This window comes from Prevotellamassilia timonensis (assembly GCF_021531665.1).
Taxonomy (GTDB): Bacteria; Bacteroidota; Bacteroidia; order Bacteroidales; family Bacteroidaceae; genus Alloprevotella.
In genome coordinates this window covers 1-14,287 of record NZ_JADYUH010000067.1, presented here as the reverse complement: position 1 = coordinate 14,287, position 14,287 = coordinate 1, and the positions used below count along the sequence as shown (strand labels likewise).

The 14,287-nt window shown below is 53.5% G+C and carries 10 protein-coding genes; 4 read left to right on the top strand and 6 right to left on the bottom strand.

Annotated features, from left to right (window positions below):
* Positions 1–202 precede the first annotated feature (202 nt).
* The 5 genes from I6E40_RS09485 to I6E40_RS09465 form a co-directional block, all read right to left on the bottom strand.
* On the bottom strand, positions 203–1,036 hold the full coding sequence (locus I6E40_RS09485) for a zinc ribbon domain-containing protein (RefSeq protein ID WP_235386798.1): 834 nt from the start codon (positions 1,034–1,036) through the stop codon (positions 203–205).
* 36 nt (positions 1,037–1,072) lie between these two features.
* Complete coding sequence (locus tag I6E40_RS09480) at positions 1,073–1,861, bottom strand: Nif3-like dinuclear metal center hexameric protein (protein WP_235386797.1); 789 nt, start codon at positions 1,859–1,861, stop codon at positions 1,073–1,075.
* Between the two features lie 345 nt (positions 1,862–2,206).
* Positions 2,207–3,034, bottom strand: a complete 828-nt coding sequence (locus I6E40_RS09475; RefSeq protein WP_235386796.1) for a DUF4252 domain-containing protein — start codon at positions 3,032–3,034, stop codon at positions 2,207–2,209.
* 20 nt (positions 3,035–3,054) lie between these two features.
* Positions 3,055–3,933 (bottom strand): hypothetical protein, encoded by an 879-nt coding sequence (locus tag I6E40_RS09470; protein WP_235386795.1) that lies wholly within the window; start codon positions 3,931–3,933, stop codon positions 3,055–3,057.
* Between the two features lie 246 nt (positions 3,934–4,179).
* Entirely contained in the window at positions 4,180–4,671 is a 492-nt protein-coding gene (locus tag I6E40_RS09465; RefSeq protein WP_235386794.1) for an RNA polymerase sigma factor, read from the bottom strand.
* Between the two features lie 1,453 nt (positions 4,672–6,124).
* Here I6E40_RS09465 and I6E40_RS09460 point away from each other — a divergent pair.
* Entirely contained in the window at positions 6,125–6,727 is a 603-nt protein-coding gene (locus I6E40_RS09460; protein WP_235386793.1) for a histidine phosphatase family protein, read from the top strand.
* A 147-nt stretch (positions 6,728–6,874) separates the two neighbouring features.
* Here I6E40_RS09460 and I6E40_RS09455 read toward each other — a convergent pair whose 3' ends face one another.
* Positions 6,875–8,470: an OmpP1/FadL family transporter gene (locus tag I6E40_RS09455; RefSeq protein ID WP_235386792.1), complete on the bottom strand. Its 1,596-nt coding sequence runs from the start codon at positions 8,468–8,470 to the stop codon at positions 6,875–6,877.
* Between the two features lie 928 nt (positions 8,471–9,398).
* Here I6E40_RS09455 and dapF point away from each other — a divergent pair.
* The 3 genes from dapF to I6E40_RS09440 all read left to right on the top strand — a co-directional run bounded on the left by dapF (position 9,399) and on the right by I6E40_RS09440 (position 14,104).
* A complete protein-coding gene (gene dapF, locus I6E40_RS09450) occupies positions 9,399–10,256 on the top strand; it encodes a diaminopimelate epimerase (RefSeq protein WP_235386791.1) in 858 nt (285 codons plus the stop codon).
* 223 nt (positions 10,257–10,479) lie between these two features.
* Entirely contained in the window at positions 10,480–11,709 is a 1,230-nt protein-coding gene (locus I6E40_RS09445) for an LL-diaminopimelate aminotransferase (RefSeq protein ID WP_235386790.1), read from the top strand.
* Positions 11,710–11,911: 202 nt separating this feature from the next.
* Positions 11,912–14,104 carry a glutamine synthetase III gene (locus tag I6E40_RS09440; RefSeq protein ID WP_235386789.1) on the top strand — a complete coding sequence of 731 codons (2,193 nt, stop codon included), beginning with the start codon at positions 11,912–11,914 and terminating at the stop codon, positions 14,102–14,104.
* Positions 14,105–14,287: the final 183 nt, after the last annotated feature.

Below are 14,287 nucleotides of genomic sequence, written 5' to 3'. Positions count from 1 at the left end.
TTTGTTTCTTAGCGCGCCCTTTTGTAAGTTTCGTCAGTCACATAGCCCGCTATGCTCCTTCCTCAACTGACAATAGTTCATCTCTAAGAAATCAAAAATCAACTCAACCTAATTTTTAGAACACCCCTATAACGAAAAGATATGACTCGTAAGAGAAAACGAGAAAATATGTCTCGTAAGAGAAAACGCGGAAGAGCGTTTTTTATTCGCCTGCAGTTTCCTCTTCCTTCTTGGCGAGGCGGCGAGTGCGGCGTTTGGGTTTCTCTTCGGCGGGTTTGTTCACCTTCACGCCGGCGAGTTCCGGGTCAATCATGATGCGTCCGCAGTATTCGCAAACAATGATTTTCTTGCGCATGCGGATGTCCAGCTGACGCTGGGGCGGAATCTTGTTGAAGCAGCCGCCGCAGGCGTCGCGTTCGACATAGACGATGCCAAGACCGTTGCGGGAGCTCTTGCGAATGCGCTTGAAGGCAGCCAGAAGGCGGGGGTCGATGGTTTGTTCCACGCCCTTCGCTTTTTCGCGAAGTTTTTCTTCTTCAGCCTTGGTTTCCGTGACGATTTCGTCAAGTTCAGACTTCTTGATGTCAAGGTCGGCGCGACGCTCCTCGAGTTGGGTCTTCAGTTTCTCAATTTCGGCGTTGCGTTCTTCAATGCTCTTGCGAGCCTCCCCGATTTTCTTGTTTTGCAGCTCAACTTCGAGGGACTGGAACTCAATTTCCTTGGAGAGCATGTCATACTCACGGTTGTTGCGCACGGAATCAAGCTGGCTTTTGTAGCGCTCGATGGCTGCCTCGGCTTCCTTGATCTTACCAAAACGCGTCTGCACCATGGAGTTGAGGTTCTCCACTTCCTCGGCATATTTTCCCGCGCGGTGGCTCAAACCCTCGATTTCGTCTTCGAGGTCCTGCACTTCAAGGGGGAGTTCGCCGCGAAGGATTTTGATGCGGTCGATTTCCGACAGCATGGTCTGCAACTGATAGAGGTTCTTCAGTTTCTGTTCAACCGACATGTCGGCTGTGACGTCTTTCTTTGCCATTTTTTTGTATTATAAATATTGTACCGTAATTTCTTTCTACGAATTATAGACTTGAATCGGATTGGTCGCCTGTTCCGTCTTCTCGATTTTGAGCGTGGGGAAGGCATCGCGGAGGATGCGGTGAAGCAGGTCGATGGTGAACTGTTCGCTCTCAAAGTGTCCGAGTTCCGCCAGCAGGAGAGAGGGTTCGTCGCCGAAGAAGCGGTGGTAGCCGATTTCGCCGGTGAGATAGGCATCAGCGCCCTGTCGCCGGGCTTTCCCGATGAGGAAGTCGCCCGACCCGCCACAGAGTGCCACTTTTCGTACCGTTTCAACGGGCGCATCGTTGTGACGCAACGCCTTCACGCCGAAAGTGTTGGCGACGAGACGCAGGAAATCTGCCTTACTCATTGATTCGGGCAACACGCCCGTCACGCCGCTTCCGCCGACACCGCCGGGCTGCGGCTCCAAGAAGGCGACATCGCGAAGCCCGAGGCGTTCTGCCATGACGAAACTCACGCCGCCCGGGGCGTTGTCGAGGTTCGTGTGGGCGGCATAGACTGCCACATTTTCTTTCACGGCTTTCACGACGCAGCGTTCAACCAGAGTTTCGCGCGTGACGCGACGCAGCGGGCGGAACAGCAAGGGATGGTGAGCCACCACCAAGTTGCATCCTTTCCGAACTGCCTCGTCAAGCACGGATTCCGTCACGTCAAGGCATAATAATACCCCTGACACATCTTCCGTCTCTGTTAATCCAATCTGCAAGCCCGCATTGTCATAGCTTTCTTGCAGCGGCAGAGGCGCGAACCGTTCAAGGGCGTCTGCTACATCCTTTAATTTCATCGCATTCAACGATTTTTCGCCTGCAAAATTAACATTCGCGCGGCGAAACACCAAACGCAACGAAGAAAAAGTGGATTGAAGGTGTGCATAACAGCACATAACAGCCATAACAGCCAATAAATCCAAATCTGCTGCGTGGCTATCGGTTTCGGGGGTCATCATGAGGGTGTGTCAAAATGCACATTTGGGCTTCACCCTCGAAGGTGCGTCAGAATGGCTAAGATGCAAGGCGCTAAGGTTAAGGGCGCAGGGAGTGTACTTGAAGTACATGACCAAGCCCGAATCCGATAGCCACGCAGCAGATTGGCCATTATGTCACACCTTCAATCCATTTTTCTGTGCGTTTCAGTCTTTTGCTTCTTTCTTGCGTCGTTGGGCAGACGCCTTCAGCGCTTCTGCCCAACGTCGGATTTGCTCCTTCTGCTCCTCCAACTTTTTCAGCGAGATGGGCATCTGTTCCACCCATTTGCGCAGGCTGTTTTCCATGGATTCAATTTCTTTCTCGGTGAGCGTTTTTTGGTTCGCCAGTTTCTCCAACTGCAGCGAGTCGAGCGGGAAATCCTTTGCCCACCGCTGAATCTGCAAGGTGTCGGTTCCGAGGAGACTCCTCACATTCTCCAACCCTTCTAAATCTCGAAAAATGGTGTCCGAGGGAGAAGTCATGAAGAAAGTGCTCATGTGGCGTATCTTCTTTGACGAGGCGGCTATGTAGCTGTTGAGGAACTCCTGCACCTCACTGAGGCGCAGTTTTCCGATGAGTTGGATGAGCACTTTCTTGTTCTCGTTGCTGAAGAAAATCATTTCGTCGAACGTGTCCGTCGAGTCTTTCATCGGGTGCAGCAGCAGCGTCGTGCTCTGCGTGCCGAGTGTGGTCACGTAGTGAGTCTGATAAGGTTTGGTCTTTGCGATGTTCATCACCGTGGCAAGCAGCGAGGTGGTGACCTCGTCTTTCGAGGGTAGCAGCATGAGGATGCCATCGACTTCGCTGAAGGTGGTGGGCGTGAAGCCCGCCATGTCGCTCGTCAGTTGAACCTGCCGTGCCATTGAGCCGGGAAGATAGACGTAGCGCACACCTTCAAGATTACGATACTTGCTGAAATCCACGAACGGGCTGGCGGCACGTGCGCCGACCATCAGAAGAGAAAGGATGAAAAGGGAAAGGATGCGTTTCATATAGAGTATAAATTACAATTTCAAAATAGGATTTGGAGTACGTCGCCAACCGAACGCAGCAACGGTTCTGTCGATTCGCCCGTCTCTTCGGTGGCATCGGCGGGTTCTTCTGCAGCGTCCGTTTTTTCGGGATTGTAGGGGGCATCGAAGAGGGATTCCCACAGGCAGTTGACGCACTGCGACTCGACAGCCTCGCGCAACAGGTTGTCCATTTCGTTCCACACGGCGAGGGCTTCGGAGGGTGTGTGCACCGTGGAGGAATAGACCTCGTCGGGACTGCGGTCGGAAATCTCGCTCACGCTCAACGCAGAAGCCGCATCGCTCACGGCGTTCGCCGATTCCGTGTCTTTTGTGGGCACAGTTTCTACCGACAAAGCGACATTTTCCGTTGTTCTCTTCAGCATGTGATTTTTCGCAACGGGTGCTGCAGCATCTTTCTCCACTCGGGCGAGCGAGGCGGGCGGTGCGCTGACGTGGTTCACACGCAATTCGCCGGAACTGACGACGGTTGCCGTCTTTGCCAACGGTGCAACCCTCGGCTCGGGCTGCAAGAAGTGCCACCCGGCGAAAGTCAGCACCAATGCCGCACCGGCAGCCACAGCCCACGTCGCACGGCGTCTTCGGAGTGACCAAGGCGACGGCAGCAGGACCGTCTCCGCCGCTGAAGTCTCGTTCTCCACACGCTTCATGTGTGCTTCCAACGAGGCTGCAAAGCCCGCCGGGAGAGAGGGTTCGGCGAAATGCAAGAACCAAAAGTCCCGTTCGCCGCGCCACTCCTCCGGGCAAGCGTCGCCACACACAAAGCAAGCCAACCGACGAGTCTCGGCTTGTGACAAGTCACCCTCGAAGAAACGTTCGCGGAGTGCGCGTGCTTCGGAAAGTGTGAGTTGCTCTTTCATGGTTTAACTTATGTTTTCTTCGTTACGTGTATCTTTCTTTAGCCTGCATTATTCACACTGTTCCGTCCCGAAAGGTCTAAATGGCAGTGCATCAGCGTGAGCACAGCGATGACGATGAAGAATGTAGTAAATCCTACTTTCAAAGAGAAAGAGCGAGCACCACGCTAAGGTGCTGTCAGTTAGACCTTGCAGTAGGAACGAGTATGAATATGCAGGTTAGAACCTCGCTTTCGATGATTTACGGACTCAGTCAATCCGACTCTTGACTTCCTTCCTCGCTCTGCTGAGAAGCAGTCTGACGTAGGATTCCGTCTCACCCATGGCTCTTGCAATTTCCGCCGTTTCAAGTCCGTCAAAGTGGAACAGTGTGAAGGCGCGAGATTGTTTTTCGGGCAGGGAGTTCACGAGGCGTTGCAGACGCTCCACCCTTTCTCGTCCCATCAGAAGCGTTTCGGGAGAGGGTGTCACGGTGACGTCCAAATTCTCCTCCACGCCAAACTCCATGCGGTTCAAATCTCTCAAACGATTCAAACTCAGGTTTCTCACCGTGGAGGAGAAATAGGGGTAAGCCTCCCCCACCGTCACCTCTGCCAGCCTCTCGCGTCGTTTCCAAAGAGCCTCAAAGGCATCCTGCAGGATGTCCTGCGCCTCGTCCGCACTGACGACATAGCGCTGCGCTTGAGCCAACAAGCGGGCGGCATGCGAGAGAAAGGCGGTGTGGAGTTCTTCGGGAGTCATCGGCGAACAAAGGAGTGAAACAAGAGTGGAACCTTGCGGGGTTCTAATCACATAACACGCAAGAAACGGTTTCTGCCACAAAAATAAAAGGAAAAAAGCGTTCCGATAATATTGCTGTCCATCAAGCGGTAGTAAAACTGAACGACACAGTCTTCATCTTCCTCGCCACGGCTGACACTCTCGTTTCCGCCCGCCGTGGCAATAGTTTTTCTGAAGATTTGTCATTCTTTTCTGCCGATTTTACATTTTTTCTTGGGAGTTATTGGTTTACGCCCAAGGGTGAAAACATTTACGCCCAAGGGTGAAAGCGTTTGCGCCCAAGGGTGAAAGCATTTACGCCCAAGGGTGGAAGCATTTACGCCCAAGGGTGGAAGCATTTACGCCCAAGGGCGTAAACCAACGGGAATAGGCAAAATCGTTGCCACGGCACGTAAAAGCATAAGTTACCAAACTGAGAATTACGCTTTTGCCCTTGCAAGGCGCGGACTTCTTTATATACCCGCTTACCCGGGGTGTCGTTCGCTGCGCTCACTTGCCCCGGACTGGTCGCAAACCCTCCTTCGTCGGGTTGGATTGGGCTTTCAGCCCGTAGTCATCAACGTGGCGTGTGCCTTCGGCGCGACGTCGTTCCTGCGCGCCGCTTCGTCACACCTGCAAGCCGACTCGTCACTCCTGCGCGCCGATTCGTCACTTACCGCCCGAGGGACGGCATGTTTACCGCCCGAGGGACGGCATGTTTACCGCCCGCCCAGTGGTAAGTTTGCCGCTCGTCGAGCGGCAAGTGACGAAGCCTAAGGAAAGAGTGACGAAGCAGCGCTGAAACACCGCGCACAGTGTTTTTGGGGGAGTCAGAAATGCAAAGAGACGGAGAGTCGGCGCGGAGGTTGTTTGATGGGTTTGAACAGGATTTGTTCAATGCTTGTTCAATGCTTGTTCAATGACAAGCGAATGATATTGCTTGAAAGTTGAATCGGCACTTTTTGACTCTTAGTCTCTTTGACTCTTTGATTCTTTGTCTCTTTGTCTCTTTGACTCTTTGTCTCTTTGACTCTTTGTCTCTTTGACTCTTTGTCTCTCAATGTAGGGTTTGTGTATAGTTTGTGTATAGTTTTCGGCGCAAACTATACATTTCGTAACGCGCGGAAAATCAGCGGGATGCAGGGTTTAATGTCGGGTTTGTGTATAGTTTGCAGAGTTTTTTGTTTCCCCCTTTATTTACGTATAGTGTAGAGAGGGTTCCGTAAACCACGGAACAAGGAGTATTCCAAAACAAAACGTAAGCACTTTCTTTTGAACGTTCCTTATCCCATAATTTATAGAACACCCCTAAAGTGATTCGTTGCGGATGAAGAACACTTGCCCGTAAAAATTCGTAGTTTTGCAGGCAGATGACACTTCGTGCATCCATTTCATGACAGCACCGGATTCAACGCTCATAACCTCACCCCACCCCATGACCGAACTCTATCTCTGCCGCCACGGCGAAACGGAAGAAAACGTGGCGGGCATCTTGCAAGGACAATCACCGGGACATCTCACCGCCCAAGGTTGCGAACAGGCTGCGGCACTGCGCGAGCGTCTCGTCGCAGAAGGCGTGCGCTTCGACGCGCTGCTAGTCAGTGACCTCGCGAGGACGCTCCACACCGCCCGCATCGTGAACGAGCATTTCGGTCTCCCGCTCACGCCCTGCCCGCTGCTCCGCGAACGCGACTGGGGCAGTCTGACGGGCAGACGCATCGAAGAGGTGCGCGACATGGAGTTTCCGAAGGACGTGGAAACGGTGAAGGCGATGCACGAACGGGCACGCCGGTTCCTCGACTTCCTCCACAGACACCACGACGGCGAAACGGTGCTCGCCATCGGACACGGTCTCTTCAACCGCGTGATTCGCGCCACACTCGCCGGCGTCACCATTCGCGACATACCTCGCATGACAAACGGCGAAGTGACCGTGCTCCACGTGCCGAACACGCGCCACCATCGCTCCGCCGAAATCCTGCCTGCACAATCTGTCCCCGCAAACCACTCAGACCAATCCGACCGCTCGGACGCCTGAAATGTTTTTTCGGGAGTTTATTTTGACTCCCCCCCGCACGCAAAACTCGGACTCCGCGGCTTCCCTTTCGAGGGTGGCGCGGAGCCCGAGTGGTTTTGAACGTACGGACACTGATTTGTACGCTCTTTTTCAGATTTCTTCCGAGAATCAGAAGTCGATTTCCATTCCGAGACCGAAGACGTCGTTCGTGCGGTGGAAGTTGACATAGCCGTTGTAGCGACCAGCCTGCATGGCGGCACCGACGGCACCCATGACGTTCTGAGCGGCGCCAGCCTCACGCTGAATCACGCCGAGACGGTCCTGAGCCAACTGAATCTGTTCGGGAGTGGAAGTGGCATTATTGATAATGCTCTGCTGATAGGCAGCATCTTGGGTGAGTGCGTTGGTCAACTGACCCACCATGGCGTTCACCTTCTGGTCGAGTTTGTCGTAGGGCGCCATGTCCTTCTTGTAGTGCGTGTAGATAGTCTTGAAGTAGGCGACGTTGAGGTGGATGCGCTTCTTGATTTTGACGCGTGCACCGAGACCGACGCTGTTGGAGTTGGTGACGAAACTGATGTCAGAAATGAAGTCGCTGTTGTCGCCGAGCCCGTAGTTGGTGGTTTGCCAACCGGCGCTGACGGTGACGATGTCGTTGATGTCATATTCCGCACCAGCAAGGATTTCCCAGCCACCGCCTTTGAGGTGGTTTTCTTTGTGTTCGTACTGGGTGGCTTGCTTGTCGAAATAGTAGTGGAAGCCAGCGGAGAGTCGGAGGTTCTTCTTCACGTCATATTTTGCACCGAGGGTGAGGATGGCGGGAATGTCGGCTGCGATTTTCTTGCCGTCGTCAAACTCCGCAAGTCCGCTGGTGTTCACGCCGGAGCGGTTCTTCAGGCGGAGACGGGTTTTGAACTCATATTTTGCAGCGAGGTTCACCTTGCCAAGATTGTAGTTCACGCTGACGATGGGAGTGAAGCCCCAGCCCGTCTGGTCGCAGTTGAGTTCGCGGTTGGCAGCGAGCGCGGCGAAGTCGGGCATGCCCTGCTGGGTGAAGAGCGTGGAGGCAGGCATGTTGACCGTTCCGCCAGGCGTGTTCACGTTCACGCCGATGTTGCGGACGTAGCCATAGTAGTTACAGTCTGCATAGACCACGCGACCGCCGACGCTGACGTTCAACTTGTCGGTCACTTTGTAGCCGACGCCGAACTGTCCACCGAAGTAGTACTGACGACCCTGCACTTTGGTATCCATGGTGTAGCCACTGACAGCACCGGGTTGGAGGGCGTTGATGAGGTCGGGGAGCAAAGCCACCTGGCTCTCGAAGGAACCGAGGCCGTCGTCAAACTGACACTTGCCACCGCCACCGGTGATGCCGAAGTGGAAGGAGAAGAACCACTTGTCTGCGATGCGGGCGAGGTCGATGGAAGGAATGACGGGAGCCTTTGCGTTACCCTCAAAACGCTTGAGACCGTTCTCTGCGTTCTGCACGCCGTTCACCGTTCCTGTGGCGAAGGGAGTAAAATAGGAAGTGGCGGTACGAGTCTGATAGGCACTCTGAAGGTCAAAACCCATGTGCCAACCTTTGCTCATGAGACCGATACCGGCAGGGTTGAAATAGGCGGCATCCACGTTGAAGTAGGCGTCGCGCGCCGGGTTACGAAGGAAAGAAACACTTTGGTTGGTGTTGGTCAGATAACCTCCGGCGAAAGCGGACGTCATCGCGCTGACCGCGGCAGCAGCCACAAGGATGATTTTTCTCATATTTCTTTTTTATTGGTAAAAACTTCGGCAAAAGTACGGCTTTCATGCACACAAGCAAAACAAATTGTGCAATAATTATACATTTCTTTACTTTTCTCCTCGTTTTGCACAGTCGGCTTACATTTTGAGCGGGATTTAGCGGGAGAAAAGCCTTACGTCAGCCCCTATTCCTCTCCACTCTCTATTCTTTAGCGTGCAGAGCCAAGGAAGCCTAAGGAAAAAGTGACGAAGCCTAAGGAGAAAGTGATAATTTCTCAGCAAAAATCGTTGCCACGGTGCGTAACAATGGTCAATCTGCTGCGTGGCAATCGGTTCCGGGTTTGGTCATGTACTTCTCTGACCGTTCTGAGACAAAGAGTCAAATCGGCAGATTGTTAATCCCTCCGAGAGAGGGGTTACACTTTTGAGACACTTTGAAAGACTAAGTCGCTGTAAACCAAGCATCTCCCGATTATAACAGTGAAACGCGTCGTTTTGTGCCCCCCAAAAAACGACGCGTTCGCACGCATTTAGAGATTAGTCTCGTTCTCAGTGCTTTAGCTTCAAGAAGTGTAACCCCTTTCTGTCCGTTTTCAGTTGCCAACGACACCCACGCCGCCACCCGGCGATGACCATAAAAGTTGGTAGGAGAATGCACGACGATTGTCTGAACCCTGCCGAAGCATCGGAATGCGACTAAAAACATGACGTTTTGGCTAAGCAAAAGCGTATTTTGTAACGAAAAGAAAGTTTTTCGCGTATATAAAAGATTTTTGCTTGTTTTCTATTCAATATTTCAGAGATTTGTTTTACCTTTGCCGTCGCAAAGCAGAAAGTGGGCTGCCAAAAGGTCTGAAGAGACAACGAAACAGCCATCGACACAAACCCTGCGGACGCCGGTGCGTCCTTCACAAGCCACACACAAAAACTAACTATATACCCTCTTTCCATGACCCGAAAACTGGAGTTTACCAAAATGCACGGGGCCGGCAACGATTATATCTACGTCAATACGTTGAAATATCCCGTTGCCGATCCCGAGCGCTTGTCTGCCCTTTGGAGCGACCGACACAAAGGCATCGGCGGAGACGGGCTCGTGCTCATTGGCGCAGGAGCCGACGGAGCAGACTTCTCCATGAGAATCTTCAACAACGACGGTTCCGAAGCGCGAATGTGCGGCAACGCCTCACGCTGCATCGGAAAATATCTTTATGAATACGGCCTCACCGACCAAACCACCATCCGACTCTCCACACTCTCCGGCATCAAGGTGCTTCAGCTGAAACTCGACACGCACAACCGCGTGGAGAGCGTGACGGTTGACATGGACCTCCCGCGCCTTGCCGTTCCCTCCCAATGTGCCACTCCCGACGGAGCGCTGAAAGAGGGCGAGGTCGAGGCGACAAACGGCGAGCGCCACGTCGGCACCTTCGTTTCAATGGGAAATCCGCACTTCGTGGTCTTCGTGCCCGACGTGGAGACCTATCCCGTCGCCGAGGTGGGACCGACGCTGGAGTTTGCACCCATATTCCCCGAGCGCTGCAACATTGAGTTTGCCACCGTCCGTCCCGACGGCAGCATCCGAATGCGTGTCTGGGAGCGCGGATCCGGCATCACCATGGCGTGCGGCACGGGCGCTTGTGCCACAGCGGTGGCAGCGGCATTGACCCATCGCACCGACCGAAGCAGTGACATCGTCATGGACGGCGGTACCCTGCACATCAACTGGCGCGAGAGTGACGACCGCGTGATGATGACAGGTCCTGCCACCCGCGTGTTTGACGGCGTCATCGAATTTGAAGAGTGAAAAACCAATGATAGTTCTGCCCTCGCGGCGGAACTTTTCTTTTTCACAAACTTCACACCACACCTTATTATATATACGCGCGAGCGAAGACCACACCTTATTATATATATACGCGCGAGCGAAGACCACACCATATTATATATATACGCGCAAGCGAAGACACCACACCTTATTATATATGCGCAGCCTCGCCCGCATCAAAAAGCCATAAAAGTCTCAAATCATGATAACTCTCAACGAAAACTTTCTGAAACTCCAGAAGAACTATCTTTTTGCGGACATCGCCCAAAAAGTCGCAACCTATCAGCAGACACACCCCGAAGCCCCCGTCATCCGCATGGGCATCGGTGACGTCACTCGTCCCTTGGCACCCGCCGTCATTGAAGCACTGCACCGCGCCGTGGACGAAATGGGCAGCGCCGAGACGTTCCGCGGCTACGGTCCGGAGCACGGCTATGAGTTCCTGCGCCGAGCCATTGTCGAAAACGATTTCGCACCACGAGGCATCCAAATCGACGCCGACGAAATTTTCATCAACGATGGCGCAAAAAGCGACACCGGAAACTTCGGCGACATCCTCGGAACGGACAACACGCTCTGCGTCACCGACCCCATCTATCCCGTCTATATCGACTCCAACGTCATGGGCGGACGCGCCGGAGAGTTCAAAAACGGGGCTTGGAGCCGCGTCACCTACTGTCCCTGCAACGCAGAAAACGACTTTGTGCCCGCTTTGCCCGAAAATTCCGCAGATATGATTTACCTTTGCTACCCGAATAACCCCACCGGCACCACGCTCTCGCGTGAAGAGTTGGAGAAATGGGTGGCTTACGCCCTCGCACACGGCAGCCTCATCCTCTATGATGCAGCCTACGAGGCATACATCACTCGAGAGGGCATCCCCCACTCCATCTACGAGATTCCCGGTGCCGAAAAGTGCGCCGTCGAATTCCACTCCTTCTCTAAAACCGCCGGATTCACGGGACTCCGCTGCGGCTACACCGTGGTGCCTAAAACGCTCACTGTCAAAGCCGCCGACGGCACCGAGGTGCCACTCAACGGACTTTGGAACCGACGCCAGTGCACAAAGTTCAACGGAACAGCCTATGTCGTGCAGCGAGCAGCAGCAGCCATCTACACCCCCGAAGGCAAACAGCAGGTGCGAGAGACCATTGACTACTACATGGAGAACGCCCGCATCATGCGCAACGCCCTGGAAGCAGCCGGACTGAAAGTCTATGGCGGCGTGGATGCACCCTACATCTGGTTCAAAACACCGGAGGGCGTCGGAAGTTGGGAGTTCTTTGAACGCCTGCTCCACGAAATCCACGTGGTCAGCACACCCGGAGTCGGATTCGGACCCGCCGGAGAAGGCTACATCCGACTCACCGCCTTCGGCACACGCGAAAACACCATCGCAGCCATGGAGAGACTCTCCAAACTGAGCAAATGAACCACACGACAGAAACGCTGAGCGGGCTAAGAAGCAAAAAGCAACCTAAACGTAAGCACATTCTTTTGATTGACCCTTATTCCATCATTGATAGAACACCCCTGAAAAGTTCAACCAATAAACATATCTCAAAAGCAAAGCTTTCACGCGAAAGAAGAAATCCACACAATTAACTAAACTATAAACCTTTTAATCATTACGTATGAGCAACCTGCGTTTTAAAGTAGTAGAAGAGGCGTTCAAGAAACGCCCGTTAGAGGTCGCAACACCCGCCGAACGTCCTTCAGAGTACTTTGGCAAGTATGTGTTCAACCAGGAGAAAATGTTCAAGTATCTCCCCCTCAAGACCTATCAGCAACTGCGCGAGGTCATCGAGAAAGGCGGAGTGCTTTCCCTGAGCGTCGCCAACGACGTGGCACAAGGAATGAAGAAGTGGGCAATGGAAATGGGAGCCACCCACTGCACACACTGGTTCCAGCCGCTGACCGAAGGAACAGCCGAAAAACACGACGCCTTCGTGGAACACGACTTCAAAGGCGGCATGATTGAAGAATTCTCCGGAAAAGAACTCGTGCAGCAGGAACCCGATGCCTCCTCCTTCCCCAACGGCGGCATCCGCTCCACCTTCGAGGCACGCGGCTACTCCGCCTGGGACCCTGCCTCTCCCGTCTTCCTCATCGGCGACACACTGATGATTCCCACCATCTTCGTCAGTTACACCGGAGAAGCACTCGACTATAAGGCGCCGCTCAAAAAAGCACTCGCTGCTGTCGATAAGGCTGCCACTGCCGTCTGCAAATACTTTGACCCCAACGTCACCCGCGTCACCGCCAACCTCGGCTGGGAACAGGAATACTTCCTCATCGATGAGGGACTCTATGCCGCACGCCCCGACCTCTTGCTGACCGGACGTACCCTCATGGGACACGATTCCGCCAAGAACCAGCAGATGGAGGACCACTACTTTGGCGCCATCCCCGAACGCGTCGCAGAATTCATGCGCGACCTCGAAATCCAGGCTCTCGAACTCGGCATCCCCTGCAAAACACGCCACAACGAAGTGGCGCCTAACCAGTTTGAGCTCGCTCCCATCTTTGAAGAGTGCAACCTCGCCGTCGATCACAACATGCTCATCATGTCGCTCATGCGCAAGATTGCACGTAAGCACGGCTTCCGCTGCCTCCTCCACGAAAAACCCTTCGCAGGAATCAACGGCTCAGGAAAACACAACAACTGGAGTCTCACAACCAACACCGGCGCACTGCTCCACGGTCCCGGCAAAACACCCGAAGACAACCTCCGCTTCATCGTCTTCGTCGTGGAAACACTGATGGGCGTCTATCGCCACAACGGACTCCTCAAAGCTTCCATCATGAGCGCCACCAACGCTCACCGTCTCGGCGCCAACGAAGCACCACCCGCCATCATCTCCAGTTTCCTCGGGAAACAAATCAGCGAACTCTTGGAGAAGGTCGAAAACTCCACCTCCGACGAACTCTTCACTCTCGAAGGAAAACACGGTGTGAAACTCGGCATCCCGCAGATTCCTGAACTCATGGTGGACAACACCGACCGCAACCGCACCTCTCCCTTCGCATTCACCGGAAACCGCTTCGAGTTCCGCGCCGTCGGTTCCATTGCCAACTGTGCCAGCGCGATGATTGCCCTCAACACCGCCGTGGCTGAAGCTCTTGTTTCCTTCAAAGAACGTGTGGATGCACGCATCGAGAAAGGTCAGTCTCAAATCAGCGCCATCCTCGACGTCGTGCGCGAAGACATCAAGACCTGCAAACCCATCCACTTCGACGGAAACGGCTACAGCGACGAATGGAAAGAAGAAGCTGCCCGCCGTGGTCTTGACTGCGAAACTTCCTGCCCGCTCATCTTCGACCGCTATCTGGACGATGCCACCATTGAAATGTTCACCAAGATGGACGTCATGAACCGTCACGAACTGGAAGCACGCAACGAAATCAAATGGGAAACCTATCAGAAGAAGATTCAAATCGAAGCACGCGTCTTGGGCGACATCTGCATGAACCACATCATTCCCGTCGCCACAAAATATCAGAGCGAACTCGTCGACAACGTGCACAAGATTCAACTTGCCTTCTCCGACCCCGCCAAGGTGAAAGAACTCACTGCCTACAACATTGACCTCATCGAGAAGATAAACAAACACACCTCCTTCATTGCTGAGAACGTCGAAGCCATGGTCGAAAAGAGAAAGGTGGTGAACAAGATTGAAAACGTTCGCGAACTCGCCATCGCCTACCACGACGAGATTGCCCCCTATTTCGACGCCATCCGCTATCACATCGACAAACTCGAACTCATCGTTGAGGACGAAATGTGGACACTCCCGAAATATCGCGAACTTCTCTTCATCCGATAAACGTTATTTCTTTTTTACTCGCTTTTTCTCACGCCAATGCCGAGGCAACTCCCCGCGCATTGGCGTGATTTTTGGAGGCTCACGCAGCAGAAGCGGATGTTTAGCCGAAATTTCGTAATTTTGCGGCATCAACAAAGCAGAAAAGAATATGAACCAGCCCGTCTCTCAAGAAAGATACGTCAA

Excerpts from the sequence above, each read along its gene's own strand:
- I6E40_RS09485 (WP_235386798.1), bottom strand. The coding sequence starts at position 1,036 with ATGGCAAAGAAAGACGTCACAGCCGACATGTCGGTTGAACAGAAACTG.
- I6E40_RS09480 (WP_235386797.1), bottom strand. The coding sequence starts at position 1,861 with ATGAAATTAAAGGATGTAGCAGACGCCCTTGAACGGTTCGCGCCTCTG.
- I6E40_RS09445 (WP_235386790.1), top strand. The coding sequence starts at position 10,480 with ATGATAACTCTCAACGAAAACTTTCTGAAACTCCAGAAGAACTATCTT.
- I6E40_RS09465 (WP_235386794.1), bottom strand. The coding sequence starts at position 4,671 with ATGACTCCCGAAGAACTCCACACCGCCTTTCTCTCGCATGCCGCCCGC.
- I6E40_RS09455 (WP_235386792.1), bottom strand. The coding sequence starts at position 8,470 with ATGAGAAAAATCATCCTTGTGGCTGCTGCCGCGGTCAGCGCGATGACG.
- I6E40_RS09460 (WP_235386793.1), top strand. The coding sequence starts at position 6,125 with ATGACCGAACTCTATCTCTGCCGCCACGGCGAAACGGAAGAAAACGTG.
- dapF (WP_235386791.1), top strand. The coding sequence starts at position 9,399 with ATGACCCGAAAACTGGAGTTTACCAAAATGCACGGGGCCGGCAACGAT.
- I6E40_RS09440 (WP_235386789.1), top strand. The coding sequence starts at position 11,912 with ATGAGCAACCTGCGTTTTAAAGTAGTAGAAGAGGCGTTCAAGAAACGC.
- I6E40_RS09470 (WP_235386795.1), bottom strand. The coding sequence starts at position 3,933 with ATGAAAGAGCAACTCACACTTTCCGAAGCACGCGCACTCCGCGAACGT.
- I6E40_RS09475 (WP_235386796.1), bottom strand. The coding sequence starts at position 3,034 with ATGAAACGCATCCTTTCCCTTTTCATCCTTTCTCTTCTGATGGTCGGC.